The organism is Streptomyces sp. CRN 30, from assembly GCF_034105845.1.
The window spans coordinates 1-19,273 of the sequence record NZ_JAVRHI010000521.1 but is presented as its reverse complement, the minus strand read 5'-3'; the positions used below and the strand labels follow the sequence as shown (position 1 = coordinate 19,273).

Sequence of the window (19,273 nt, the reverse complement as noted above, 5' to 3'; positions counted from 1 at the left end):
TTCTGTCCAGTAGGCGCCACCAGTGCCCAGTAGTTGCCACGGCCCGTCACCATCAGGGCTACCCGACCAAGGGAGATCGCCATGACCTACGACAACGCCACCACCTTCGAGGGTGACGAGGAGCCAGACGCGGAGCGTGACACGCTGCTCGGCCAGCGCTTCGCCGGACTCAGTGAGGAGTCGGCCGACTCCGTACGCCGCGAGATGGCCCGCCGGGAGGCCGCCGGACTGCCCGCCGTGCCCGAGATGAGCTGGGAGGACTAGCCTCCTCACACCGTTCAGCCCCCTGTCCGCGTGCCGGGCCGGGGGCCGCTTCATGCCCGAACGTAAGATCACCCGTCGTGGAGATTCCCGATGATCTGATCGCCCTGGAGCGTGCCGCCGAGGAGGCGCGCGCCCGCCTGGCCGGCCTCGACGGTGACGCCTTTGACCAGCAGCGCGCCGTCTGGCGGGAGGCTGCGGCGAAGGTGCAGGCCGCGATCGTCACCCACGCTGGCGAAAAGGGCGTGTCGCGCTACGAGCTGGAGATGGCCGTGAAGCGCGCGGTGAGGTCGCAGGAGGAAGACCCGGCCGAGTAGTCCTACCGGCGCCGCCACGGCGTCAGGTATGAGGCGAGCCACTCCCAGACGAGGAGCGGCCAGCGGGCCGCCGGGCTGTTGGGCTGCCCTCCTACGGCCGCGGCACCCACGCCGCACAGCACGGCCATGGCCAAGACGGGGAACACGATGGTGTTCAACGCTGCTCTCCTTCGCCTTCGTTGGGCGGGCAGTAGTGGATGCGAGTGACGGAGTGACCGGTCGGGACCTCGTAGGTTGCGCCCGCGCAGTCCTTCGTGAGGCACACCCGGCTGCCCCTGTCGACGCTGAGACGCGCGGCCACGGCGAGTTCGTCGCGGGTGTACAGGGCCTGGCAGTTCTCGTCGGAGCACTCAACGTACAGCTGGTGGTCGGTCTCGACGAGGGTGAGGCTGTCGCAGCGCGGGCAGGGCTGCGGGACCGCGCGGCGCCGCGGGCTGATCCGGGTGGTGGCGCGGATGGTGCGCATCATCGAGTCCAGCTCGTCGTGGAGGTCGCCGGCCCAGGGGCGGCGGGCGGCCCAGCCGAGGATGGCGGGGCGGGCGAGCCATGCGGCGAGGGCCAGGGGGCTGGTGCTGGTGGGCGGGTTCCAGTGGCGTTCGTCGTCGCAGATGACGCGGGCCCAGGCGGTGAGGGTGCCGGCGATGGGCACGGCACCGTGCTGGTCCTCGCGGGCCTCGCCGTAGGGGTCGCGGACGGTGTCGTCCCAGGCTGCGGGGCCGAGGAGGTTGAGGATGTCCGCGCGGCCGGGCAGGGGCGCGGTGGGGTGGACGGTGCGGCCGCCGGCGGACACGCCGGTGGTCTCCCGCTCGCGGGATGCTTCGAGGACGGTGATCTGCCGAGGGAGCTCGGCGGTCAGCCAGACGCCGATGAGGTGGACGCACGGGCCGCACAGCAGCTGCTGGGCGGCGAGTTCGTGGTCGCGGAGACTGCGGCGGCAGGTGGCGGCGGCGCAGGCCGGGGCCGGGCCAGCGGCCTGGTGGAGCGGTGTGGTCACCGGGTGTCTCCTTGCTGTGCTGGTGGTGCGGTGTGCTGTGCGGCGGGCGGCGGCCACTCGATGCGGCCGCCGCCGTAGCCGCGGACCAGGTCCTCGGCGCTGGGCGCCGCGGCGGTCAGTCCGTACTCCTCGTCCTCGATGGCGACCGCCCGCCCGCCGGCCGTGACCCAGCCGTCCAGCACCAGGCCGTGGCGCAGGTGCAGGCGGAGGGTCCGGCCGACGCGCGGCTGGTCGGTCACGGGCGGCGGGGCGGGGGTTGGACGGGCGGGCGTACGGGCTGGGGAACGGTGAGCCGGCCGTACCCGTCGGTGATGCCGTGCACCTCGAGGACCTGCTGTACCGCGGCGAAGTCGCGGCGGACGCAGGGCTCCCACTGGCCGAGGTCGTCGGCCAGGCGGCGCAGGCGCCGGTCCAGGTGTGCGCGGTGGCCGGCGAGCAGCGTGTCGAACAGGGCGCGCATGCTGCCGGTGAGGGGGACGTCGATGCTGGCGGTGAGCGCGGCGGCGGTTTTGCCGTGCCCGTACGGCCAGGCGATGACGGTGGTCTCGGCCGGGTCCGGGGCGCCGTGGTCGATGCCGCTGACGGGGCCGGTGATGCAGCCTTCGGGCAGGGCCCACAGCTGCAACGGACCGGGGGCGTGTTGGTGAGCGTCGTAGTACTGGTTCTCGATTGCTTCTATGGCCTGGCGGTACGCCTTCCCGGCGCGGGCCGCCTGGACCAAGCCGTCGAGCCAGTGCCTGTCGAACCTGGCGGTGCGGTCCTCAGCCCCGGTCACCGGCCGCTCCCGTCGTCCGCTCGTCGGCCTGTTGCGGGCTGGTGGCCTGCGGGGACTGCTCCTGGTGGACCAGGCCGGGCGAGGGCCGCTCGACGGTGGCCTCGGCCTTACGGGCGAGCGCGGCCGTGGCTCGGGTGCCGGGCAGGATGACGCGCAGTACGGCGTCGGCGTCCCACCCGTAGACGCGCCGGTCGTGATCGTGGGCGTCGGCCCACCGGCAGCCGGGATTGCTGTGCTCGTAGAGCGCTCCGGCGATCAACTCGCGGGCTGCTTCGGGTGCATGGGTCGCTTGGGTCGCTTCCGCGGGGCTGTCGGCCATGGGCTCTTCCTCCAGGGGCGTGGTGGTCAGCGGGCTGGTCATGCGCGGTCCCGGCGGGCGTCGGCCTCGACCTGGTCCAGGAAGCTCGCCAGGGAGTGGTCGGTGTCGGTGCACTTGTGGTCGTGCGCTTCCCCTCCGCTGTGCTGGGCCAGGAGACAGCAGGGGTTCAGCGGTTCCGGGGTCTCGCCCAGTGCGCGGCGTCTGGTCCAGTCGGCTTCGAGCTGTATGCGGCGCAGGTGGCGGTGTTCGCGGTGGGCGGCCTCGGAGAGGATCAGCGTTCCGAGGGCGAACCCACAGGCCGGGACGTACTGGCGGTGGCAGAGCGCGCCGATGGTGCTGGCGGCCAGGAGGATCGCGCCGGCGGTCGCGGCGTACTGGTAGCGGCGGGCGAAGTGCATGGTCAGGCGGCTTCCTTGTAGGTGGTGCGGCGGCTGTGGCGGTGGGCGGCACGGCGGTCGCGGGCCCAGGCGGGGCGGGTGCGGCCGGGTCGGACTGTGCGGTACACGGCTCGGCCGGCCAGCAGCAGCCCGGCGAGGACGAGGGCTCCGAGGGCGGCGGCGATGGCGCATCCGACGAGGACCCACATCGCGAGCACCTCGCAGAACACCGCGACGGCTTCGGCTGCTTCGGCGATCACGGCTGCTCCGGGGTGTGCGTGGCCTCGACGGTGTACGTGGTGATCTCACGGACCAGGCGGTACGGGTAGCGGCTGCCGTTGCGGCGGACCACGTCGTCGTAGTACTCGCGGGCCTCGGCACGGTCGTCGATGGCCGCGCCGTAGCGCTGCCACTTGCCCGTCCGCCGCTGCACCTCGGTGACCCAGTCGGTCTCGATCGGCCAGGGCGGGCTGGCGAGCGCGGCCGCGTCGGCGGGCAGCACGTGCCGGCCGACGTACACGGCGCACGCCAGGGTGAGGTCGGTGATGAGGTCGGCGGCGCCGCCGGGGCCGAGCCGTACGGGCACACGGTGGACCGTGTCGGCGATGACCGCGAGGAGCGGCTGCAGCTCGGCGAGCAGCTCGGCGTCGGTGGGGCGGTCGGTCACTGGGGCTCCTGCGGGTCGAGGGGGAGCTGGCCGTCGGCGGCGGGGACGGGCTGGGTCAGGGCGCGGCGGACGTCGCCGGGGCTGCGGCGGACCGCGGCGCGCTGCGCGGGGGTGAGCTTGCGCCAGCAGTGGGAGCCGATCTGCCGGGCGCGGGCGGCGGCGGACCGGATCGGCCGGTGGCACAGGGCGCACTCGACGGGCTCGCTCACGACGCGGTGCCCGTGCTGGTGCCGGTGGCCGTACGCCAGGCGTCGACGATGTCCCGCCGGATACGGCCGGTCCGCGGGACCGTGTAGCCGTGGGCCTCGGCCCAGGTCCGGACCTCGGCCACCGGATAGTCGACACCCGGCCCCTTGGGCTTGGCCTTCTTCGCCGGCAGCAACTCGGCCTTGCGGCTGCGGAGCTCGGCGAGCCGCGCGGCCAGCTCTGTCTCCTCCTCCGTGATGGCGTTCAGCTCGCGGTCGGAGGCGTGCCGGGTGCGGAGGCTGGCCATCAGGACACGGGCCCGGGCGGCCTGGTCCTGGACGTCGGGGTCGACGTGGGTGTCGGCCCAGGCGAGGAGCTGCTGCTCCGTCAGCGCCTTGGCCGGGCCGTCGGCCATGGCATTGGAGGTGGTGTCCGGGGCCGGCTGGACGGGCGGGGCAGCGGGCACGGGCACGGGCTGGGACATGGGGTTCCTCTCGGTCGGCAGGGGGTTGGTCTGGTCGTCGCGGGCCAGGAGCTCACGCAGGACGGGCAGGACGTCCTCGGGCGGCTCCGTGTAGGAGGGGAGGGCGCCCCGCTGCGTGCGGGTGAGCCCGGCCCGGATGCCGTACCGGTCACGCGGGGCGCTGGTGGTGAGGTCGTCGTAGAGGCACTCGGCGCGCACAGGGCAGCCGCGGCAGGTGGCCAGCACGACCGCGGACGGCAGGCGCCGGGGGAACCAGGCGTCGAGGTCCTGCCCCCGGCAGGCCGCGGCCTCTTCCCAGTCCTGGCGGAACATGGCGGCCGCGGTCATGGCCGGCCGCCCGGCGGACCGTCCGGCTCCCGGACGGCCGCCTGCATCGGCTGGCCGACGGCGTACCCGTCGATGCCGTCGAGGAGGTCGGCCACGTGCCGGAGCTGCTCCTCCGGCGTCCACGGCCGGATGTACTCGGGCAGCCCAGCGGGCCGGGGGCCGGAGCGCCAGGCGGTACCGGTCGGGTGGTCCTCGTCCGGGACCGGGGTGTCGGTGGTCACCGGTTCCACCGCCAGGCGCCGGGCCGTACGGCGGCGCGCCGGCCGGGCCTGCTCGCGGTGCGCGGTGCCCGCGGCCGCGGGCGGCTGCAGGTCGCGATGTGGGGCATGGCCCGCCACTCGGCGTGCTCCAGCGTCGGACGCTCGGCACTCAGCACCCTCACCTTGAGGGTGCCGGTGCCGTCGGTGTGGGCGGCCAAATTGCCGGCCTCGTCGGGGTCGGCGTTCACGGCCTGGCGGCGGCCGTTCACGGTGATCGCCCACCGGATCCGGCCGCGGCAGTCGCGGCAGTGGTCGATGTCGTGGTCACTGGGCATGATGCGTCCTCCGGTCGTGGCCGGGCTGGTCGGGATGGTGGAGGCCGCGCAATAGCGGGAGCACCCGCAGGTGGCCGTAGAGGTGAAGCGCGACGGCCTGGCCGTGGGCAGCGACGGCGGCGAGGACCTCTTCGTCCGACGCCGCATCGCGCTCGCGGTAGCTCTTCTTCGGCGGCAGGACCATGGCCGGGCCGAGCTCCGGCTCCGGCGCGGGCGGCCCGTGGACCGCGGCCGCCGGGAGCGTTCCGTCGCCGAGGTCCTGCAGCAGCTGCGCCCGGGCGCGGCCGGCGGCCCGGCGCTCACGCCGCGCCTCGGCGTCGGCCCGCTGCTCGGCGTTCTGCTGGCGGATCTCCTGCAGGCGGGCGTCGAGGCGGCGGGCCTCCCGCCACCAGGCCTGCTCCTGCGCGCGGCGGGTGCCGCAGGCCCGGCAGTCGCCGAGGTGCGGCCACAGCGTGCCCTCCTCGCACTCGGGGACCGTGCAGTCCCCGCGGCGCGGGATGCCGACGGCCAGGAGCCAGGCGCCCATGTCGCGGATGGCGGCGCGCTCTACGGCGCGGTAGCGGCGGCCGATGCGGGCGGCCATCCGTTCGGGGGTGACGCCGGTGTCGAGCTGGGCGCCGATCTCGCGGGCGAGACGCCGCAGCACGAACGGTCGGATGCTGGCGAGTTCGTGGCGGACGGGGGCGAGGGCCTCGTGGATGCGTCGGGTCCAGCGCAGTTGCGGCCCGGTGTAGCCGCTGGGCTCCTGGCTGTTGCTGTTGCTGTTGGAGGTGGGGGCGGCGATGGGGCGGTTGCCGAGCGGAGCGCGAGAGGCGCTGGACCGGAACGTGTCCGGCAGCGTGGCGTTATCCACAGGTGCGGCGACCCACTTACGGTCACCTCGCCTACGGCGGTCAACCCCCACGGGGTTCGTCTCGTCGGGTCGGTCAGTCGGGTGGTCTTCCTTAGACGCGAGGGATCCGTCAAGATCGTCCGGACCCGATCCGTCATGAATGACCGGTGCCCCGTCCTCGGCCTCGGCCCACAGCGTGAGCTGCTCGCCGTCCTGGTCCGCGCCGGTCTCGCCGTCCGCCGGCGCCTCGGTCTCCGGCGGGGCCGGGACGGAGTGCAGGGGATGGCGGTGGATCTCGTAGGCGTGGCGGCCGCGAACGCCCTCGCGCCGGTGCACGGTGATCCAGCCCGTTGCCTCGAGCTCGTCGACCAGGCGGCGGACCGTCCGCTCGTCGAGCGACTCGCCTGCCTGCGTGCCGCTGTCGTGGCGGAGCATCTCGGCCAGCTCGGCCATCGTGACCGGGATGGTGCGGGCGACGGCGTAGGTGAGGAGCGCGTACAGGCGCAGCAGTCGCGGGCTGAGGGCCTCGGCGGCGCGCACGGGGATGCGGACCCAGAGTTCGCCTTCGGCGAGGGGGCGGGTGACGCGGTGCGCGGACTCGCCGGTGCCGCCGCGCGCCGTACGGCGGACGGTGGGGATCTCGATCAGGCCGTCGACCGGGTCGGGCTTGGTGAGCGGGCGCAGGCCTCGCTCCACCGAGCTCTTGGACACGCCGAGGTAGGCGGCGAGGGTGGCGACGCGGGCGGTGCAGCCCTCCGGGCGGAGGGCCAGGGCTGCGACCTTGACGTAGGTGCTCAGGGCCCTGTCGGGGTACTGAGCACCTACGACCAGGCGCAGGGGGGCCTTGATGGTGAGTCCGCCGGCGCGCGGGTGCACGGCCGCGGCCGCGCGGGGCGGCTGGGCGTGCGGTGCAGCCTCGGTGGCTGCGAGCGCGGCGGCGGACATCGGGTTCCTTCGGAGCTGGGGGGGCTGGGCGGGGAGGGTCAGATCAGGTCGTCGAGGACTAACTCGCAGAACCAGATCAGGACCGCGACGGTGAGGCCGATGACGACGGTCCAGCCGGGGCTGTGGGTCGCGGCCCAGGCGATGACGGAGCCGGCGGCGCCCATGCCGAGGCCGAGGAGGAAGCGACGCATGTGGGGTAAGGCCCTTCGGGTGGTCAGCGGTTGATGCAGGAGGGGTAGGCGGAGCCGCGGCGACAGGAGTCGTAGACGCCGGAGGGCACCTCGAACTCGTGCTCCTGGCCGTCGCGGTCGCGGGTGGTGAGCTCGTACTCCCAGTGGCAGTCGCGGGTTTTCTTCCGGGAGCCGGTCGTGGCCTTGCGGCACTCCTGGTCGCGGTCCTTGGCGACGACCTGGCCGGCCGGGCCCTGCTCGAACCCGTCGTCGCAGGCGGTCAGGACCAGCGCCACGGCGGTCAGGCCGGTGCCGAGCAGGGCGAGGGTGCGCCTCACCGGAGGATTCCGGCGGCGCGGGCGGCGGGGAGCCAGGCGGCGAACTCGCCGGTGATGCCGTCGTAGAGGACGTCGTCGGGGACCGCCTGCGGGCGGGCTCCGGTGTGGAAGTAGGAGGCGTTGTCGACGACGCGGCCGCCGAGGGTGTCGAGCTGCTGCAGGAACGGCACGGGCTGCGGGCCGAAGCCGACGAACGCCCAGAACACGGGCAGCTTCGAGACGCGGGCGAGGTAGTCGGCCGTCGCCCGGACGTCCTGTGGTACGCCGTCCGTCTGGAAGATCACCAGCGCCGGGTCGGCGGTGGCCAGGCTGCGGTAGTTGTCGACGACGGCGGCCATGGCGGGCTGGTAGTTCGTGCCGCCCATCGTCCGGTCCCCGCCGAACAGGGCGTGTTGGCCGGCGACGGCGCCCTCGTGCCTGCCGAGGTGGATGTCCACGATGGGATAGGGCCGGGTGTCGAACATCATCAGCGGGACGACGCCGTCGTCGTCGAGGTTCACGGACAGGCCGAGGGCCTGGTCGGCGAGGTGCTGCACGCTGCCGTCGGCGTAGTAGCCGCGCATCGAGTAGGACCGGTCGATGACGAGGTAGACGGCCGCGCGCTGTCCGGCCAAGCCGTGCTTGGTCAGGCTGACGGACGCGGTCTTGGCGAGGGACACCAGGCCGGGCGCCTGTTGTTCGACCTTGCTCAGCGAGATCACTGTGTTCTCCGGTGGGGTGGTGGGGTTGGGTGCCGGGCGGGCGCGGGTGGTCAGCGCCCGCCCGGCGTCGGTGGGGTAGTGGTCAGCGGGCGTGGTCCATGGGGTCGCTGCTACGGCGGGAGCGGAGCTCGGCGAGGACGACGGCGGGGACGGCCAGCCCCCAGCCGTCGCGGCCGGCGCGGGGGCCCTCGGTGATACGGCGGGAGACGAGCCAGCCGCGGGAGCGCAGGTTCGCCAGCGCCACGTCGATCTGCCTGGCGTCCAGACCGGTGTGGTCCGCGAGCATCTCGACGCTGGGCTGTCGGCTCGGGGCGATCGCACCGGCGTTGGTCGCTCGCCACAGCAGGTCATGGCCGACCAGCCGCGAGTGCGGGTGCATCCGGGAGATGCGCAGCCCGTAGAGGAAGAACTTTTTGAACTGTTCCCTGCGGACGAGCTTGCCGGGCGAGACGGCGTCCACGGCCGCCACCGGCACCGGCGTCGTGGCCGGGGCGGTGGACGGGCGGTGAGTAGCGGCCGCCGGACGCGGTGGGGTGGGCTTCGGGGGCCGGCGGCGGGCGAGGTCACCGGGGCTCGGGGTACGGGGTGTGGCCGGTGCGGTCATGAGCGTTGCTCCTGGTCGTGCTCGGTGCTGGTGGGGGCAGCGGCCTCGGGATCGGTGCCATGTGGGGGCTGGCGGTGGGCGGGCCAGCCCGGCCCCTGCGGGGGTTCGGGCAGGCCGCGTTGGGCGGCGGGGGTGTGGTGGGCGCACCACCAGCCGGACGGGTACAGCTGGGCGTAGGTCCAGGCGTGCCGTCCGGGTCCGCGCCAGTCGCACGGGCCCGGACGGCGTCGGCGTCTGGTCACTCGTCGGCGGGGCGGGTGTTGATCGCGTAGTGCAGGGCTCCCTCTGCGGCCACGCCGTAGGCGTAGGCGGCGTCCGGGAGTCCGGCGGCGATGTCGAGGGCCTGGTGCAGCTGGCCGGCCTCGTGATCCGGGACGTACGCCTGGGCGTCGATCTCCTCGGCGGTGTCCCCGGCGTCCAGGCACCGCTCGTACCGCGCGCGGGCGGCCCCGACGGCGGCGGCGCCGGCGTAGCGGTCCAGCTGCAGCGGGGCGACGGTCGCAGGGAAGAGGTAGTGTCCGTCGTCACCGACGGCCAGGACGACGTGCTCGGGCCGCTGCCCGGCCTGCACCTGCCGGACCGCCCAGGTGGTCCCGTGGGCGTAGGCGCGGGCCGCCTCGGTGTACAGGTCCTTCAGCCGGAACATGTGGTTCAGCTGCAGGTCGTTGATGCGGCTCAGCGCGCCGAGGTGCGGCTCATGGCCGGTGGATCCGGCGTCGCGGCGCAGGACCCGGCCGTCGAGGAGACGCAGGCGGTCCAGGTCGACGTGGTCCGCCGCGATGACGGCGGCCTGGTAGGCGCGCTGGGTCTCGCGGGCGGCCGCGCCGAGGGCGAAGACGCTGTCCTGTAGCGAGGCGGTCCAGGAGCGGGTGCGCGTCATGATGCTCCGATCGGAGAAGCGGTGAGTTCAGTGAGTTCGGTGAGGGTGTGGCGCTCCCAGGCCCCGGCGAGCCGGTCGATCGGGGCGTCGGGGCGGAGGATGCCGAGGCGGCGGCCGCACTGGCAGGAGCCGTGGAACTCGCAGTCGCCGTGCTCGACGATCAGGGCGTGGCCGCCCGCGAGGGTCTCCGTGAACTCGTCGGCCGGGGTGGCGTGGGGCTCGCGGAACGCGCGGCCGAGGAGCTCGGCGGCCGCGGGCGCGTTGTAGCCGGCGGACTGCAGGACGGCGAGGATCTCGGCGCGTGCAGTGGACCCGCCCGCCGGCGGCTGGGCGCCGTCGCGGGTGTCCTTCTGCAGCGCCTGGTCGATCGCCGCGGCGAGCAGCTCGGGCGTGGCCTGCCAGGTCGGGGCGGTGGTGCCCGGGGCGAGGAACTGCACGACCGAGCCGCGCAGCTCGTACGCCAGGGGCGTGCGCGTGGGCTGGTCTCTGCGCAGCAGGCGCGCGATGGCGTCGGGCCGGGACATCAGGCGTCACCGCCCTCGGCGACGAGCGCGGCGACTTCGGTCCAGCGGCTGGCGACGTTGCGCAGGAGCGTGCGCTCCCGGTCCATGGCGGTGGTGGCCGTGTCCCACAGATCGATGTCCCGCCAGGACCAGATCTCTTCCTCGATGAGCTGGTCCAGCAGCGTCGGCTCCAGCGCGTCCAGCTCCCAGCTGGAGCGGCCGTGCTCGCGGATGTAGCCGGTGGCCCTGCTGTCGGTGAGCTTGGCCGGGTTAGGGGGCGGCTGGTGCTCTTCGACTTGGTCCATGTTCAGAGCGATCCGCCGGACGTCGACGTCGGCCTCGAACAGGTCCAGGCGCTCGCGGATGTCCCGGGTCATGTCCACCCCGGACGGGTCGTGGTCCCCAAGGTGAATGATTACGGGCTTCTGTCCCGCGCGCTGGTAGCGGATCATCCGCTGGGCGGCACCCCATAGTTCGGACTGGGAGGTGTAGCCGCGGCAGCTGAAGTAGTCCACGTCGTATCGCTGGCAGACGCCTGCGATGACGCCGACGAGGGCGTCCTTCTCGATCCAGACCTCGACGCGGTGCGGCTGGTTCGCCCACCGTTCGGTGCGGTAGCCCGCGGCCGCGGACCGGATGACCTCGTGCGGGCTGTCCCAGTGGGAGAGGCCGCGCAGGTTACGGGTGCGGTCGACGATGTAGTTCCAGTCGAGCAGGCCGGCCAGGCGCGCGTCGTTGACGATGCTGCCGAGTCGCTTGTACTCGGACTGCTTGTTCGGCAGCAGGTCGCGGGCGACGAACTGGTAGTACAGCTGCCTCAGGGTCAAGTCGAAGCCCTGCTCGGCGTACTGCCGACAAATGCGCTCGGCTGTCGCGATCAGGTTGAGGCTGCGCGGGCTGAACTTCTTGGCGATGTAGGCCTCGCGCGGCATCAGCTGTCACCGTCCTCGGCGGCCTGCGCCTGCTCGGCCTCGTACCGGGCGAGCTTGTCCGGGTCGGGGTGCCAGTCGCCGTCTCGGTAAGAGGCGAAGCGGCAGAGCTGCTGCCAGTGGTACTGGCGCGGCTGGTGGTTGTACATCGACGGCGGCGTGTTGCCCAGCCACCGGCGGATGATCTCCCAGCTGATCTTCTGGACCAGTTCGCCGGCCTGCTGGTCGGCGAAGGCGGCGGGGTTGAACTGGGCGACGTGCCACAGCATCGCCAGGTGGTCGTCCGGCACGCGGGGCAGCTGGGCCACGTCGATGTCGATGGCGATCGTCACCTTGGCGTTGGGGCTGAGGTTCATCAGACGGCCACCACCAGCGGGCGCTGCGGGAGGTCGGCGATGGTCGCGGTCCACTCGGCGGCCTCCGCGAGGGTGTCCAGCGCGTTGGAGGCGTGGCGCCAGCGGAGGGTGCTGATCTGGTGGGCACCGGTGTCGTCCGGCTCCACGCCGGCGAGCCAGCGTCGGGTGCCGTCGGCCTGGCGGTAGGCGGTGATGATTCCGTGCAGGGTGGCGCGGGTGAGGGTGGCGGCCTGGCGGGTGACGAGGTACTGGCTGGGGGTGCGGCCCGGGGCGGTGGGGCGGCCGGGCCACAGCCAGACGTCGCCGTACCGGGTGGGGGTCTGGCCCCAGCCGGTCGTCGCCGTGGTGGTGCAGGTCTGGGTGAGGGCCTCGCCGCTGAGGGTGTGGACGGTGCCGCAGCCCCGGCACAGCAGCCGCACCTGCACCCGGGCGAACTGGTCGGCGTGGCCGCAGATGTCGTTGGGGCAGGCGTGCTGTTCGGCGCCGGTGGACAGCGGGCGCACGCCCTCGGTCCGCCGGATCTCGGCCACGTCCCAGGTGGGGTTGGGGCAGTCGACGGTGTGGGTGAGCGGGTCCCACCCGAGGTAGGTCTCGGTGATCAGGTCCATCAGCAGGGTCCCTTGCTGTGACGCGGGCGCTGGACGGTCAGCGGCTGGGTGTCCTCGGCGGCGGGCTGGCCGGCGTGCCGGGCCGTGGGCACCGGGGCCTGCGGCGAGACAGCCGGGGTGGCGGGCTCACGGTCGGGCTCGGCGGCCCGGTCGGGCGTGGCCGCCGCGCGGTGGTCGCTGTCGAGGGCGAGCTTGAGACCGGCCATGACCGTGACGGTGATGGCGCCACCGGTCAGGGTGGCGGCGAGCCACTCGGCGCCCGTGGTGACGTCGGCGCTCACAGGCCGGCCCCCTCACGCAGCGCCTGCGTCGGGGCCAGCAGGCCCATCAGCCGGGCCACGCTCTCGTCGGCGAGCAGGTCGGGCACCCCGTCGCCACAGACGTTGACGACGACCTCGCCTACGGTGCCGACGCCGTGGACCGCGCCGCCCCGCTGGGTCAGGGCCGCGGTGTCGAGCGCGAGTCTGGCGACCCACCAGGCCCAGTCCTGCAGCGACTGCGGCCGTACGGTCAGCCCGAGGTAGGCGGCGGAGGGTACGTCGGTAGCGGTCACGTCCGCCTGCTGGGTCCGGAACGTCGCCGCGAGTAACGCGGCGGGCGCGTCCTCGGCGACGTCCGTACTGACGCGAGTGGTGCACGGCGCGTACGTGGTGGTGCGGATGCCGGTCGTCTCGTCCGTCTCCGTACCGGCGACCACCGCGTAGCGGACGGGCACGGTGGCGGTGTGGCTGTCGGCCTGCTCGGCGAGCATCGCCTTGATGGCGGGGGTGAGCTCGACGGCCAGGTCCTCAAGGTGCTTGCCGGTGAGCGGCAGGTCCAGCATCTCAGTGGCCAGCTGGAGGCGGGTGTGCAGTCGGTGCTGCAGGTCGCGGCTCACGCGGTGGTCTCCGGCGCCGCGGTCTTCATGGCGGCGAGGGCGCGGACGGGGACCAGGGCGGGTATCGCGATGCCGACAGGGGAGGCGGTGGCGGTGGGCGTCGGCTGCGTGGTCGCGGTCGGCTCCTCCGTCGTGTCCGGGTCCTGGGCGGTGGCGGTCCGGGGGAGGAGTTGGTCGGCGTCCTCGGTGTTCGTCAGTGCCCGGCCGATGAGCGCGACGCCGTCGACGGTGGTGCGCGCCTCGATCCAGACGACGTCGCGGGTGTCCTCGCGCAGGACCTCGGTGTCCGTGAGGGTGGCCAGCTGGAGGACGCTGCGGCCGGCGTCGAGACCGGTACCGAAGTGGAGGCGGACGCCGAAGGCGTCGCGGTCGAGGGCCCGGTGGATGTCGATCGCGTTCGGCAGGACCGGCATCTGGCCGACGAGCCGGTCGGCGAGGGCCCGGGCGCGCTGGTAGGAGGCGCGGGCGGTGTCCTGGTCGGGCGTGGTCGTGGTGGGCTGGGTAGCCTGTGCCACGTGAACCTCATTTCAGAGTGAGTGATGTGAGGTGAGCGCTTCTCGGCGGGGTCGCTACGGACATGCAGGTCCGAGCGGCCCCGCTGCGCGACTAGGCGCTGCGGCGCTGGGCGGTCTCGGAGAGCGGGCGGACCGCGGTCATGTCGCTGATCTCGCGGATGTCACGGCCCGTGAACGTGACTCGTTTTCCGCCGTCGTTGTACGGGATCTCGCGGGCATATGCCTTGCGCTTGAGCTGGTTGTGCGACCAGGGCAGAAAGCGCGCAGCCTCTTCGGGCGTGTAGTGGAACAGCTGCCCCTCGGGGGTACCGGGGTACGGCACTTTCCGCTCGGACGGCTGCGTCAGGGGTGCGGTAGACACGGGCGGCTGAACTCCCTTCGTGATGTCGCCGACCGGCACCTCCAGGGCTTTGGCCAGTCGGGCGAGGAGCTCGCCGCCCGGGTCCGCAGCCAGCCCACGCTCTATGCGGGAGACCTGGCTAGCGGAGCATCCAGCTCGCGCGGCCAGCTCCCGCACGCTCAGAGACTGATCGCGGCGTATGGCTCGAAGTGCCGTTCCGTTCGGTGTCACGTTCAGAAACTATACATACGAGGCTACGCATGCAAGGCGTCTGCCGTACGTTTGCCGTCAGAAAGTGAGCATGACGCTCGGTAGTGGTAGCGCAACCCCTGTGCATCTCACGTCTGAAATGCAACGCGTGCGCCCCTAAAGTGCAGGTAGAAGGCACACGCTGTTGCGTACTGATGGGGCATGATGTGCGGCATGGCCAGTAACTTGACTCGGCTCGGCGAGAAACTGAGGGCCGCGCGCATCGCCAAGGGCATCGAGCAGCAGCAGGTTGCTGCGTCGATCGGTGTCGGCCGGGGAGCCATCCGGAACATCGAAAAGGGCGAGGTCGCCAAGATCACGCCGACGATCCGGCACTACGCGCGCATCGTCGGATGGACTGACGACTCCACGGACCTGGTGGCCGCCGGCGGCGAGCCGGTCATGGCCGATGCGGCCGCAGCGCCGACCACTACCGAGTCGACCGGCGGCTCGGACCTGGCAGTGGACGTACAGGAGTCCCTGCGCCGCGGGCCCCTGCTGCAGTCCCGAGTGGTGGAGGTGCCCACGCCGGCGGGAAAGGTTCGGGCCACGATCGTCCTGCGCGGCGAGGAGGGGCTGAGCGCCGAGGAGCTACTGGCCGCGCTGCGCGCCGTCAGCGTGGACGTTTCATCAGAAGCAACCGGTACGCGTTCGAACGAGTAATTCTGCGCTACTTCTGCATAACCCCTGCCGTCATCCGTCGGTATGTGATCACATGACCGGACCGGATGAGGGGGCCACCGAGTTCCGGCAGGGGGATCTATGCCGACGCATATGCAGTCGGTGTCTCGCGCTGTGCGAGTCACAGGTGTACAGCCCACGGTGGTGATGTGGATCGACCATGAGAACGCCCCAGACACGTTGTGCCTGAACGCGGCCCTGATCACCGAGGCTGACCATCACGCCATCAACGCCGCGCTCACGGACGGGAGATGCACGGCGAGGGAGCTGATCAGCGCCCTCGTGCAACAGAGGGGGTAAGCCGTGGCGTATGCCGAGAAGCGGACGGCACGAGGCAAGACGTACTTCCGGGCTTGCTACCAGCGGCCGGACCGCAAAGCACAGGGCGTCGTGGTCGACCAGGACGGTCGTGCCGTCCGGTACCCGACGAAGACGACCGCACAGAAGGCCGCCGAGAAGGCCGAGGTCGACGCCTTCGAGGAGGCGAAGAAGGGGCGGTACGTGCCGCCTGAGCAACGCATAGAAGCTGGGCAGAAGACCTTCGCCCAGTTCGTCGAGGAGTGGATCGAGGGTCAGGACCTCGCCGCTTCCACGATGCAGAACTACCGGCGGAACCTGGCGCACCTGCTCCCCGCCTTCGGTCCGCACCCGGTGCGGGACATCACGGACACCATGATCGTGAAGTGGGAGAGAGCGCAGAAGGCCCGGGGCGCGGCGCTCTCCAGCGTCCGCACGCGTCGGTCACTGCTGCACCTGGTCCTGGCGGACGCGGTGGAGCAGGAGCTGGCGGCGAAGAACGTCGCCGCGCGGCGACGCGGCCGTGGCCGACGGCACGGCAGGAGCCGGAAACGTGGGCCGGAGAAGGCGATCACCTCCATGCTCGGTGCCCTCTTGATCGCCGAGCGCACGTCCCTCCTCTCCGGGCGGGATGACGAGTTCGTCGCCACGATTGTGAAGGCGTACACCGGGATGCGCTGGGGCGAGATTGTCGGCCTTGAGCGGGAGTTCGTCCGGCCGCAGACCCGAACGCTGCGAGTTGAGTGGCAGCTGTACGAGCTGGACTCCGGCGAGCTGCACCGGTGCCCGCCGAAGGACGACAGCTACCGGGACCTCGACCTGCCGGTTTGGCTGCTGGATCTGGTGACCCGCCACCACGCGCGCGTCCCCGGTGACAGCTGTTCGTGCCACGGGCTGCGTTACACCTTCAACGGGCGCGGCCTGGCCGGCCAGAAGCGGGCAGGCCCCACGCTCAAGCAGGTCGCCGAGGCCTGCGGGGTGTCGACCGGCACGGTCTCCAACGTCCTCAACCGTCCGGAGACGGTCGCGGAGGCGACGAGGCAGAAGGTGGAGGCCGCCGTGGCCGAGCTCGGCTACGAGCGGCCGGCGGGCCCGGCGCGCGAGGCTGCGCACTGGCGGAGGTCCGGGCATGCGACATGGATCTTCACTCCGGCAGCCACCGGGTGGTACCCGAAGAAGGCGCCGCAGGAGGCCCACCCCGTACCGGTGACGGCGGGGCCGTGGCCCGGCTTGCCGGTGCGTGGGCGTGGCGCGGCCGGCCGGGCGGAGGCGTGCTGGCTGCCGGTGAAGGACAAGCTGACCCGGCACGGGCTGAGGCATGGGCATCGGACGCTGCTGGAGGAGCTCGGTGTGCCGAAGGTTCTGATCGACGAGCGGATCGGTCATGAGGACGGGTCGGTGAGCGCGCTCTACACGCACATCACGGACTCGATGCGCATTGCCATGGTGGACGGGCTGACGGAGGTGTGGCTGCGGTCGCTGGACGAGCGCCTGGCCCTGGCCCCGCGCTCGGCGGTGCCGGCCCTGGACCTCCTGTTGCAGGAGCGTGCCGCCGTGTTGCACACCGCCGAAAAGATCACACCCAGCTGACACCCAGAGGGTTCCGAACAGCAGTCAGGGCCCTGATTCTCAGTGAGAATCAGGGCCCTGATCTGGTCTTACTCTGTCGGGGTGGCGGGATTTGAACCCACGACCTCTTCGTCCCGAACGAAGCGCGCTGCCAAGCTGCGCCACACCCCGAGTGTCGACCGCTGTCGCGGCGACGTCGTTAACTTTAGCCCACCGCGCGCCGGAGACGAAATCCGATTCAGCAGGGGCGGCGGAGGGCGTTCGGGCGGGCGTGGTCCAGGGCCACGATCAGGACGGCCAGGGCGTACAGGGCGAGGCCCAGCAGGAGCGCGTTGCCGAGCACGCCCCGGTACCCGTGCTGGTCGACGTCGAGGAAGGGGTAAAGGTAGCGGCCGGCGCTGTGGGGGAGGAGGAGTTCGCCGCGGCCGAGGGAGAAGGCCAGGTAGAGGAGGGGGAACAGCATCCAGGCCGCGGCCTGGCGCAGCCGCATGCGGCCGGGGACGGTGAGGAAGAGCCAGTCGGCGGCGGCGGCGAGAGGGACCGCCGTGTCGAGGAGGGCGCCGGACACCGCGTGCCAGCCCGTGGGTGCTTCGGTGAGGGCGAAGGGGCTGGCCGTGTTGGTCAGGAGCAGGTGGTGGACCAGGCTCGCCGTCACGGCGTAGAGCAGTACCGCTCCCGTCAGGGCCGACGGCAGGGGGCGGCGCGCGGTCAGGGCGCGGCGGGCCGAGAGCGCGAGGACCACGGCGAGCAGGATTCCGCTCTGGACCGAGAAGTGGCTCAGGGCCCGGGTGGACGGGCCGGCGAGGAGCAGTTCGATCATGACGCCCGTGGCGGCCAGCGCGGCCGTCAGCAGGCGGTAGACGGCCGCCACGGGGCGGCGTACCGGCGTGACGACGGCCGTCGCCGGGACGGGGGAGGGCAGCAGCGCGGGCGGGCCCGGGACCGCGGGCAGGTCCGGGATGTCCCTGGGTATCGGTGCGGTCATGCCCTCACGGTAGGGAAATGGGGCATAACGGGCACTGCGGGTGGGCCGGGCGGGTTACTCCCGCCCCACCAGCGTCAGCAGCGTCGCCTCCGGCGGGCACGCGAAGCGCACCGGGGTGTAGCGGTTCGTGCCGCAGCCCGCGGAGACGTGGAGATAGGACGTGCGGCCCTCCGACGTGTGCGTGGACAGGCCCTTCACGCGGTCCGTGTCCAGGTCGCAGTTGGTGACCAGGGCGCCGTAGAAGGGGATGCAGAGCTGGCCGCCGTGGGTGTGGCCGGCGAGGACCAAGGGGTACGCGTCGGCGGTGAAGGAGTCCAGGACGCGCAGGTACGGCGCGTGCACCACGCCCATCGAGAAGTCCGCCGCGGACGACGGGCCGCCGGCCACCTCTCCGTACCGGTCCCTCTTGATGTGCGGGTCGTCCAGGCCCGTCAGCTCCACGGAGACGCCCTCGACCTTGAGCGTGCCGCGCGTGTTCGTCAGGTTCAGCCAGCCCGCCGCGTCGAAGCCGTCGCGCAGGTCCTCCCACGGGTTGTGGACGACGCCGACGGCCGGCTCGTTGCCGTTGAGGCCGTGGCGGCCCTGGACCTTCTCGATCAGGTAGCGGGCGGGATTGCGCAGCTTCGGTCCGTAGTAGTCGTTGGAGCCGAAGACGTACGCGCCGGGGTACTCCATCAGGGGGCCGAGCGCGTCCAGGACCTCGGGGACGCCCTCGGGGTCGGAGAGGTTGTCCCCGGTGTTTAGGACGAAGTCGGGGCGCAGGCCGGCCAGCGAGCGCAGCCACCGCTGCTTCTTGCGCTGGTCGCGGACCATGTGGATGTCGGAGACCTGGAGCACGCGCAGGGGTCGCATGCCGGAGGGGAGGACGGGGATCGTCACCCTTCGGAGGCGGAACGAGCGGGCCTCGAAGCCCGCGGCGTAGACCAGACCGGCGGCGCCAGCCGCCGCGATGGACAGGGGCACTCCGTATCGCGCGCGCATACGACCATCGTGTCAGATTCCCGGCTCCCCGGTGCGCGCCGGTGTGCGAGGGTGCGCGACGGTGCGCGGTGGACGGCTTCGGCGTCCGCACCCCGGAAATGACGGGCGTCCATCTCCCCGTACCTGCGACAATCGACGTCATGACCACGCTCAAGGCGAAGTTGCACGACGACCTCAACGCCGCGATCAAGGAGCGCGACGAGCTCCGCTCCTCGACGCTGCGGCTGACGCTGACCGCGATCACCAAGGAGGAGGTCGCGGGCACGGAGAAGCGCACGCTCTCCGACGACGAAGTGCAGAAGGTGATCGCCCGCGAGGCGAAGAAGCGGCGCGAGGCCGCCGAGGCGTTCGCGCAGGGCGGCCGCGCCGAGAGCGCCGAGCGGGAGAAGGCCGAGGGCGAGGTGCTCGCCGCCTACCTGCCCAAGCAGCTCGGCGACGACGAGCTGAACGCGATCGTCGCGCAGGCCGTCGAGGAGGCCAAGGCCGCCGGAGCCGAGGGCCCGAGGGCCATGGGCGCCGTCATGAAGATCGTCAATCCGAAGGTGGCGGGCCTGGCCGAGGGCGGCCGGGTCGCCGCCGCGGTGAAGAAGACGCTCGCCGGCGGCTGAGCCGGCAGCAGAAGGACCAGGTGTACGGACGGGCCTCTCACTCCCCGGGGAGTGAGAGGCCCG

The 19,273-nt window shown here is 72.4% G+C and carries 33 protein-coding genes, 1 tRNA gene and 1 pseudogene; 5 read left to right on the top strand and 30 right to left on the bottom strand.

Annotated elements, in window-relative coordinates; translation table 11 throughout:
- The first annotated feature begins 81 nt into the window (after positions 1–81).
- Together UW392_RS61120 and UW392_RS61115 are read left to right on the top strand one after the other, a co-directional pair.
- The gene (locus tag UW392_RS61120) at positions 82–264 is read left to right on the top strand and encodes a hypothetical protein (protein WP_320784163.1); all 183 of its coding nucleotides are present in this window, start codon (positions 82–84) and stop codon (positions 262–264) included.
- A 77-nt stretch (positions 265–341) separates the two neighbouring features.
- Positions 342–578, top strand: coding sequence for a hypothetical protein (locus UW392_RS61115; protein WP_320784162.1), 237 nt, complete (start codon positions 342–344; stop codon positions 576–578).
- Between the two features lie 2 nt (positions 579–580).
- On the opposite strand, the gene UW392_RS61110 is transcribed toward UW392_RS61115, so the two are convergent.
- The 27 genes and pseudogenes from UW392_RS61110 to UW392_RS67225 form a co-directional block, all read right to left on the bottom strand.
- Complete coding sequence (locus tag UW392_RS61110) at positions 581–736, bottom strand: hypothetical protein (protein WP_320784161.1); 156 nt, start codon at positions 734–736, stop codon at positions 581–583.
- On the bottom strand, positions 733–1,572 hold the full coding sequence (locus UW392_RS61105; RefSeq protein ID WP_320784160.1) for a hypothetical protein: 840 nt from the start codon (positions 1,570–1,572) through the stop codon (positions 733–735). The genes UW392_RS61110 and UW392_RS61105 overlap by 4 nt, the downstream gene beginning before the upstream one ends.
- Positions 1,569–1,811 (bottom strand): hypothetical protein, encoded by a 243-nt coding sequence (locus tag UW392_RS61100; protein ID WP_320784159.1) that lies wholly within the window; start codon positions 1,809–1,811, stop codon positions 1,569–1,571. The genes UW392_RS61105 and UW392_RS61100 overlap by 4 nt, the downstream gene beginning before the upstream one ends.
- Positions 1,808–2,347, bottom strand: a complete 540-nt coding sequence (locus tag UW392_RS61095) for a hypothetical protein (protein ID WP_320784158.1) — start codon at positions 2,345–2,347, stop codon at positions 1,808–1,810. Before UW392_RS61095 ends, UW392_RS61100 begins: the two co-directional genes overlap by 4 nt.
- Positions 2,334–2,708 (bottom strand): hypothetical protein, encoded by a 375-nt coding sequence (locus UW392_RS61090; RefSeq protein ID WP_320784157.1) that lies wholly within the window; start codon positions 2,706–2,708, stop codon positions 2,334–2,336. The genes UW392_RS61095 and UW392_RS61090 overlap by 14 nt, the downstream gene beginning before the upstream one ends.
- Positions 2,705–3,064 (bottom strand): hypothetical protein, encoded by a 360-nt coding sequence (locus tag UW392_RS61085; protein ID WP_320784156.1) that lies wholly within the window; start codon positions 3,062–3,064, stop codon positions 2,705–2,707. Before UW392_RS61085 ends, UW392_RS61090 begins: the two co-directional genes overlap by 4 nt.
- A 2-nt stretch (positions 3,065–3,066) precedes the next feature.
- On the bottom strand, positions 3,067–3,303 hold the full coding sequence (locus UW392_RS61080; protein WP_320784155.1) for a hypothetical protein: 237 nt from the start codon (positions 3,301–3,303) through the stop codon (positions 3,067–3,069).
- Positions 3,300–3,710, bottom strand: coding sequence for a hypothetical protein (locus tag UW392_RS61075; RefSeq protein WP_320784154.1), 411 nt, complete (start codon positions 3,708–3,710; stop codon positions 3,300–3,302). The genes UW392_RS61080 and UW392_RS61075 overlap by 4 nt, the downstream gene beginning before the upstream one ends.
- Positions 3,707–3,919, bottom strand: a complete 213-nt coding sequence (locus UW392_RS61070) for a DUF6011 domain-containing protein (RefSeq protein ID WP_320784153.1) — start codon at positions 3,917–3,919, stop codon at positions 3,707–3,709. The genes UW392_RS61075 and UW392_RS61070 overlap by 4 nt, the downstream gene beginning before the upstream one ends.
- Positions 3,916–4,707 carry a WhiB family transcriptional regulator gene (locus UW392_RS61065; protein ID WP_320784152.1) on the bottom strand — a complete coding sequence of 264 codons (792 nt, stop codon included), beginning with the start codon at positions 4,705–4,707 and terminating at the stop codon, positions 3,916–3,918. Before UW392_RS61065 ends, UW392_RS61070 begins: the two co-directional genes overlap by 4 nt.
- Positions 4,704–4,928: a hypothetical protein gene (locus UW392_RS61060; RefSeq protein ID WP_320784151.1), complete on the bottom strand. Its 225-nt coding sequence runs from the start codon at positions 4,926–4,928 to the stop codon at positions 4,704–4,706. Before UW392_RS61060 ends, UW392_RS61065 begins: the two co-directional genes overlap by 4 nt.
- The gene (locus UW392_RS61055; RefSeq protein ID WP_320784150.1) at positions 4,925–5,242 is read right to left on the bottom strand and encodes a hypothetical protein; all 318 of its coding nucleotides are present in this window, start codon (positions 5,240–5,242) and stop codon (positions 4,925–4,927) included. Before UW392_RS61055 ends, UW392_RS61060 begins: the two co-directional genes overlap by 4 nt.
- Positions 5,232–7,019 (bottom strand): hypothetical protein, encoded by a 1,788-nt coding sequence (locus UW392_RS61050; protein WP_320784149.1) that lies wholly within the window; start codon positions 7,017–7,019, stop codon positions 5,232–5,234. Before UW392_RS61050 ends, UW392_RS61055 begins: the two co-directional genes overlap by 11 nt.
- A gap of 38 nt (positions 7,020–7,057) precedes the next feature.
- A complete protein-coding gene (locus tag UW392_RS61045; RefSeq protein ID WP_320784148.1) occupies positions 7,058–7,210 on the bottom strand; it encodes a hypothetical protein in 153 nt (50 codons plus the stop codon).
- A 23-nt stretch (positions 7,211–7,233) separates the two neighbouring features.
- Entirely contained in the window at positions 7,234–7,527 is a 294-nt protein-coding gene (locus tag UW392_RS61040) for a hypothetical protein (RefSeq protein WP_320784147.1), read from the bottom strand.
- Positions 7,524–8,228 (bottom strand): VWA domain-containing protein, encoded by a 705-nt coding sequence (locus tag UW392_RS61035; RefSeq protein WP_320784146.1) that lies wholly within the window; start codon positions 8,226–8,228, stop codon positions 7,524–7,526. The genes UW392_RS61040 and UW392_RS61035 overlap by 4 nt, the downstream gene beginning before the upstream one ends.
- An 82-nt stretch (positions 8,229–8,310) precedes the next feature.
- Complete coding sequence (locus UW392_RS61030; protein WP_320784145.1) at positions 8,311–8,832, bottom strand: hypothetical protein; 522 nt, start codon at positions 8,830–8,832, stop codon at positions 8,311–8,313.
- A 238-nt stretch (positions 8,833–9,070) separates the two neighbouring features.
- Positions 9,071–9,712: a hypothetical protein gene (locus tag UW392_RS61025; RefSeq protein WP_320784144.1), complete on the bottom strand. Its 642-nt coding sequence runs from the start codon at positions 9,710–9,712 to the stop codon at positions 9,071–9,073.
- Complete coding sequence (locus UW392_RS61020; RefSeq protein ID WP_320784143.1) at positions 9,709–10,236, bottom strand: hypothetical protein; 528 nt, start codon at positions 10,234–10,236, stop codon at positions 9,709–9,711. The genes UW392_RS61025 and UW392_RS61020 overlap by 4 nt, the downstream gene beginning before the upstream one ends.
- A complete protein-coding gene (locus UW392_RS61015) occupies positions 10,236–11,147 on the bottom strand; it encodes a hypothetical protein (RefSeq protein WP_320784142.1) in 912 nt (303 codons plus the stop codon). The genes UW392_RS61020 and UW392_RS61015 overlap by 1 nt, the downstream gene beginning before the upstream one ends.
- Entirely contained in the window at positions 11,147–11,500 is a 354-nt protein-coding gene (locus UW392_RS61010; RefSeq protein WP_320784141.1) for a hypothetical protein, read from the bottom strand. The genes UW392_RS61015 and UW392_RS61010 overlap by 1 nt, the downstream gene beginning before the upstream one ends.
- Entirely contained in the window at positions 11,500–12,108 is a 609-nt protein-coding gene (locus UW392_RS61005) for a hypothetical protein (protein ID WP_320784140.1), read from the bottom strand. Before UW392_RS61005 ends, UW392_RS61010 begins: the two co-directional genes overlap by 1 nt.
- Positions 12,108–12,389, bottom strand: a complete 282-nt coding sequence (locus UW392_RS61000; RefSeq protein WP_320784139.1) for a hypothetical protein — start codon at positions 12,387–12,389, stop codon at positions 12,108–12,110. Before UW392_RS61000 ends, UW392_RS61005 begins: the two co-directional genes overlap by 1 nt.
- Entirely contained in the window at positions 12,386–12,985 is a 600-nt protein-coding gene (locus UW392_RS60995; RefSeq protein ID WP_320784138.1) for a hypothetical protein, read from the bottom strand. The genes UW392_RS61000 and UW392_RS60995 overlap by 4 nt, the downstream gene beginning before the upstream one ends.
- Positions 12,982–13,500, bottom strand: a complete 519-nt coding sequence (locus UW392_RS60990; RefSeq protein ID WP_320784137.1) for a hypothetical protein — start codon at positions 13,498–13,500, stop codon at positions 12,982–12,984. The genes UW392_RS60995 and UW392_RS60990 overlap by 4 nt, the downstream gene beginning before the upstream one ends.
- Before the next feature lie 91 nt (positions 13,501–13,591).
- The gene (locus UW392_RS60985; RefSeq protein ID WP_320784136.1) at positions 13,592–13,861 is read right to left on the bottom strand and encodes a hypothetical protein; all 270 of its coding nucleotides are present in this window, start codon (positions 13,859–13,861) and stop codon (positions 13,592–13,594) included.
- Between the two features lie 30 nt (positions 13,862–13,891).
- Positions 13,892–14,071 (bottom strand): annotated as a pseudogene (locus tag UW392_RS67225) (helix-turn-helix domain-containing protein); the annotation flags it as partial.
- A gap of 192 nt (positions 14,072–14,263) precedes the next feature.
- Here UW392_RS67225 and UW392_RS60980 point away from each other — a divergent pair.
- Together UW392_RS60980 and UW392_RS60975 are read left to right on the top strand one after the other, a co-directional pair.
- A complete protein-coding gene (locus tag UW392_RS60980) occupies positions 14,264–14,752 on the top strand; it encodes a helix-turn-helix transcriptional regulator (RefSeq protein WP_320784135.1) in 489 nt (162 codons plus the stop codon).
- Positions 14,753–15,073: 321 nt separating this feature from the next.
- Positions 15,074–16,657, top strand: a complete 1,584-nt coding sequence (locus UW392_RS60975) for a LacI family DNA-binding transcriptional regulator (RefSeq protein ID WP_320784134.1) — start codon at positions 15,074–15,076, stop codon at positions 16,655–16,657.
- Positions 16,658–16,733: 76 nt separating this feature from the next.
- On the opposite strand, the gene UW392_RS60970 is transcribed toward UW392_RS60975, so the two are convergent.
- From UW392_RS60970 to UW392_RS60960, 3 genes are all read right to left on the bottom strand, one after another.
- A tRNA-Pro gene (locus tag UW392_RS60970) sits at positions 16,734–16,807 on the bottom strand.
- A 67-nt stretch (positions 16,808–16,874) separates the two neighbouring features.
- Entirely contained in the window at positions 16,875–17,621 is a 747-nt protein-coding gene (locus tag UW392_RS60965; RefSeq protein WP_320784133.1) for a Pr6Pr family membrane protein, read from the bottom strand.
- A gap of 54 nt (positions 17,622–17,675) precedes the next feature.
- The gene (locus UW392_RS60960; RefSeq protein ID WP_320784132.1) at positions 17,676–18,602 is read right to left on the bottom strand and encodes a metallophosphoesterase; all 927 of its coding nucleotides are present in this window, start codon (positions 18,600–18,602) and stop codon (positions 17,676–17,678) included.
- Positions 18,603–18,742: 140 nt separating this feature from the next.
- On the opposite strand from UW392_RS60960, the gene UW392_RS60955 reads away from it, so the two are divergent.
- On the top strand, positions 18,743–19,210 hold the full coding sequence (locus tag UW392_RS60955) for a GatB/YqeY domain-containing protein (RefSeq protein ID WP_320784131.1): 468 nt from the start codon (positions 18,743–18,745) through the stop codon (positions 19,208–19,210).
- Positions 19,211–19,273: the final 63 nt, after the last annotated feature.

Excerpts from the sequence above, each read along its gene's own strand:
- UW392_RS61120 (WP_320784163.1), top strand. The coding sequence starts at position 82 with ATGACCTACGACAACGCCACCACCTTCGAGGGTGACGAGGAGCCAGAC.
- UW392_RS61090 (WP_320784157.1), bottom strand. The coding sequence starts at position 2,708 with ATGACCAGCCCGCTGACCACCACGCCCCTGGAGGAAGAGCCCATGGCC.
- UW392_RS61085 (WP_320784156.1), bottom strand. The coding sequence starts at position 3,064 with ATGCACTTCGCCCGCCGCTACCAGTACGCCGCGACCGCCGGCGCGATC.
- UW392_RS61065 (WP_320784152.1), bottom strand. The coding sequence starts at position 4,707 with ATGACCGCGGCCGCCATGTTCCGCCAGGACTGGGAAGAGGCCGCGGCC.
- UW392_RS61055 (WP_320784150.1), bottom strand. The coding sequence starts at position 5,242 with ATGCCCAGTGACCACGACATCGACCACTGCCGCGACTGCCGCGGCCGG.
- UW392_RS61050 (WP_320784149.1), bottom strand. The coding sequence starts at position 7,019 with ATGTCCGCCGCCGCGCTCGCAGCCACCGAGGCTGCACCGCACGCCCAG.
- UW392_RS61045 (WP_320784148.1), bottom strand. The coding sequence starts at position 7,210 with ATGCGTCGCTTCCTCCTCGGCCTCGGCATGGGCGCCGCCGGCTCCGTC.
- UW392_RS61030 (WP_320784145.1), bottom strand. The coding sequence starts at position 8,832 with ATGACCGCACCGGCCACACCCCGTACCCCGAGCCCCGGTGACCTCGCC.
- UW392_RS61025 (WP_320784144.1), bottom strand. The coding sequence starts at position 9,712 with ATGACGCGCACCCGCTCCTGGACCGCCTCGCTACAGGACAGCGTCTTC.
- UW392_RS61020 (WP_320784143.1), bottom strand. The coding sequence starts at position 10,236 with ATGTCCCGGCCCGACGCCATCGCGCGCCTGCTGCGCAGAGACCAGCCC.
- UW392_RS61015 (WP_320784142.1), bottom strand. The coding sequence starts at position 11,147 with ATGCCGCGCGAGGCCTACATCGCCAAGAAGTTCAGCCCGCGCAGCCTC.
- UW392_RS61010 (WP_320784141.1), bottom strand. The coding sequence starts at position 11,500 with ATGAACCTCAGCCCCAACGCCAAGGTGACGATCGCCATCGACATCGAC.
- UW392_RS61005 (WP_320784140.1), bottom strand. The coding sequence starts at position 12,108 with ATGGACCTGATCACCGAGACCTACCTCGGGTGGGACCCGCTCACCCAC.
- UW392_RS60980 (WP_320784135.1), top strand. The coding sequence starts at position 14,264 with ATGGCCAGTAACTTGACTCGGCTCGGCGAGAAACTGAGGGCCGCGCGC.
- UW392_RS60965 (WP_320784133.1), bottom strand. The coding sequence starts at position 17,621 with ATGACCGCACCGATACCCAGGGACATCCCGGACCTGCCCGCGGTCCCG.
- UW392_RS60960 (WP_320784132.1), bottom strand. The coding sequence starts at position 18,602 with ATGCGCGCGCGATACGGAGTGCCCCTGTCCATCGCGGCGGCTGGCGCC.
- UW392_RS60955 (WP_320784131.1), top strand. The coding sequence starts at position 18,743 with ATGACCACGCTCAAGGCGAAGTTGCACGACGACCTCAACGCCGCGATC.